The organism is Pedococcus ginsenosidimutans, assembly GCF_039544395.1.
Classification (GTDB): domain Bacteria; phylum Actinomycetota; class Actinomycetes; order Actinomycetales; family Dermatophilaceae; genus Pedococcus; species Pedococcus ginsenosidimutans.
Genome location: NZ_BAABLO010000023.1, coordinates 1 through 3,292 on the forward strand (window position 1 = coordinate 1; position 3,292 = coordinate 3,292).

General features: G+C 55.7%; 1 rRNA gene. It reads right to left on the minus strand.

The window, feature by feature from the left end:
* Window positions 1-116: 116 nt before the first annotated feature.
* Window positions 117-3,236, minus strand: a 23S ribosomal RNA gene (locus ABEA42_RS18495).
* Window positions 3,237-3,292 lie beyond the last annotated feature (56 nt).

The window sequence follows — 3,292 nt, forward strand, 5'->3', positions numbered from 1 at the left end:
ATGGGACCGGGCGTTTCCCCTTCGCTATGACAGCCGAAACTCTATGGAGATATTCAGTGGTTTGTTTGTCCCGACCGTATCTCGGGAACCACACAGTGGACGCGTAACATCTTTGTTGTATCAAGTTATCGGCTTATTAGTACCAGTCAGCTACACACATTGCTGTGCTTCCACGTCTGGCCTATCAACCCAGTAGTCTAGCTGGGAGCCTCTCGGACCGAAGTCCATGGAAACCTCATCTTGAAGCGTGCTTCCCGCTTAGATGCTTTCAGCGGTTATCACTTCCGAACGTAGCTAATCAGCCGTGCTCTTGGCAGAACAACTGACACACCAGAGGTTCGTCCATCCCGGTCCTCTCGTACTAGGGACAGCTCTTCTCAAGTTTCCTACGCGCACAGCGGATAGGGACCGAACTGTCTCACGACGTTCTAAACCCAGCTCGCGTACCGCTTTAATGGGCGAACAGCCCAACCCTTGGGACCTACTCCAGCCCCAGGATGCGACGAGCCGACATCGAGGTGCCAAACCATGCCGTCGATATGGACTCTTGGGCAAGATCAGCCTGTTATCCCCGGGGTACCTTTTATCCGTTGAGCGACGGCGCTTCCACAAGCCACCGCCGGATCACTAGTCCCGACTTTCGTCCCTGCTCGACATGCCTGTCTCACAGTCAAGCTCCCTTGTGCACTTACACTCAAAACCTGATTGCCAACCAGGCTGAGGGAACCTTTGGGCGCCTCCGTTACCTTTTAGGAGGCAACCGCCCCAGTTAAACTACCCACCAGGCACTGTCCCTGATCCGGATCACGGACCGAGGTTAGATATCCAGAACGACCAGAGTGGTATTTCAACGTTGACTCCACCGACACTGGCGTGCCGGCTTCACAGTCTCCCACCTATCCTACACAAGCCGTACCGAACACCAATACCAAGCTGTAGTAAAGGTCCCGGGGTCTTTCCGTCCTGCTGCGCGTAACGAGCATCTTTACTCGTAGTGCAATTTCGCCGAGTTCGTGGTTGAGACAGTGGAGAAGTCGTTACGCCATTCGTGCAGGTCGGAACTTACCCGACAAGGAATTTCGCTACCTTAGGATGGTTATAGTTACCACCGCCGTTTACTGGGGCTTAAATTCTCAGCTTCGCTCCGAAGAACTAACCGGTCCTCTTAACCTTCCAGCACCGGGCAGGCGTCAGTCCGTATACATCGTCTTGCGACTTCGCACGGACCTGTGTTTTTAGTAAACAGTCGCTTCTCCCTGGTCTCTGCGGCCGTTCTCCCTAGTCAGCAAGTGACTTCAGGATCCGGGCCCCCCTTCTCCCGAAGTTACGGGGGTATTTTGCCGAATTCCTTAACCACGATTCACTCGATCGCCTTGGTATTCTCTACCTAACCACCTGAGTCGGTTTGGGGTACGGGCGGCTCGAACCTCGCTAGAAGATTTTCTTGGCAGCATAGGATCACCCTGCTTCCCGCATACGCGGTCACTATCAGGTCTCAGGCTGTGTGAGCTGCGGATTTGCCTACAGCTCGCCCTACACCCTTGGACGTGGACTACCATCGCCACGCGGAGGCTACCTTCCTGCGTCTCTCCATCGCTTGACTACTACTAGATCGGGTCGCGCGCTCCACCAGAAACCTCAGCCCGAAGGCATTGGGAACTGGCTTCAGGCGCTTAGCATCACTAGGTTCATCATGGGCGGTTCTTCGCCGGTTCCGGAATATCAACCGGATGTCCATCGACTACGCCTGTCGGCCTCGCCTTAGGTCCCGACTTACCCAGGGCAGATTAGCTTGACCCTGGAACCCTTGGTTATTCGGCGGACGGGTTTCTCGCCCGTCATTCGCTACTCATGCCTGCATTCTCACTCGTGTGGCCTCCACGGCTGGATCACTCCGCCGCTTCCCTGGCCACACGACGCTCCCCTACCCATCAACACGCTTGGACCGTGGATCCTCAGATGCCACGGCCGGGCAAAGTGTCAATGCCACAGCTTCGGTGGTGTGCTTGAGCCCCGCTACATTGTCGGCGCGGAATCACTTGACCAGTGAGCTATTACGCACTCTTTAAAGGGTGGCTGCTTCTAAGCCAACCTCCTGGTTGTCAATGCAACTCCACATCCTTTCCCACTTAGCACACGCTTAGGGACCTTAGATGGTGGTCTGGGCTGTTTCCCTCTCGACTACGGAGCTTATCCCCCGCAGTCTCACTGCCACGCTCTCACTTACCGGCATTCGGAGTTTGGCTAACGTCAGTAACCTGGTGAGGCCCATCAGCTATCCAGTAGCTCTACCTCCGGTAAGAAACACGTGACGCTGCACCTAAATGCATTTCGGGGAGAACCAGCTATCACGGAGTTTGATTGGCCTTTCACCCCTACCCACAGCTCATCCCCTCAGTTTTCAACCTAAGTGGGTTCGGTCCTCCACGACGTCTTACCGTCGCTTCAACCTGGCCATGGGTAGATCACTCCGCTTCGGGTCTAGACCCAGCGACTAAAACGCCCTATTCGGACTCGCTTTCGCTACGGCTTCCCCACACGGGTTAACCTCGCCACTGAGCACTAACTCGCAGGCTCATTCTTCAAAAGGCACGCCGTCACCCCACAAGGAGGCTCCGACGGATTGTAGGCACACGGTTTCAGGATCTATTTCACTCCCCTCCCGGGGTACTTTTCACCTTTCCCTCACGGTACTTGTCCGCTATCGGTCACCAGGGAATATTTAGGCTTAGCGGGTGGTCCCGCCAGATTCACACGGGATTTCTCGGGCCCCGTGCTACTTGGGATACTTCTCTGGAGTGCGCATCGTTTCGTCTACGGGGGTAGCACCCTCTGTGCCGGGCCTTTCAATGCCCTTCGACTACAACGCGCATTTCTTACTCCATGCCAGCGTGTCAGCACTGACCGAAAAGTCCCACGACCCCCCAGCTGCAACCCCTGACAGGTATCACACAACTGAGGTTTAGCCTCTTCCGCTTTCGCTCGCCACTACTCACGGAATCGCGGTTGCTTTCTCTTCCTGTGGGTACTGAGATGTTTCACTTCCCCACGTTCCCTCTACCCGCCCTATGTGTTCAGGCGGGAGTGACTGGACTTGCCTCCAGCCGGGTTTCCCCATTCGGAAATCCTCGGATCACAGTCTGGTTATCGACTCCCCGAGGCTTATCGCAGATTCCTACGTCCTTCTTCGGTTCCTGGTGCCAAGGCATCCACCGTGTGCCCTTAAAAACTTGAGCCACAAAGATGCTCGCGTCCACTGTGTAGTTCTCAACATACGGGCGGCCCCCCACCG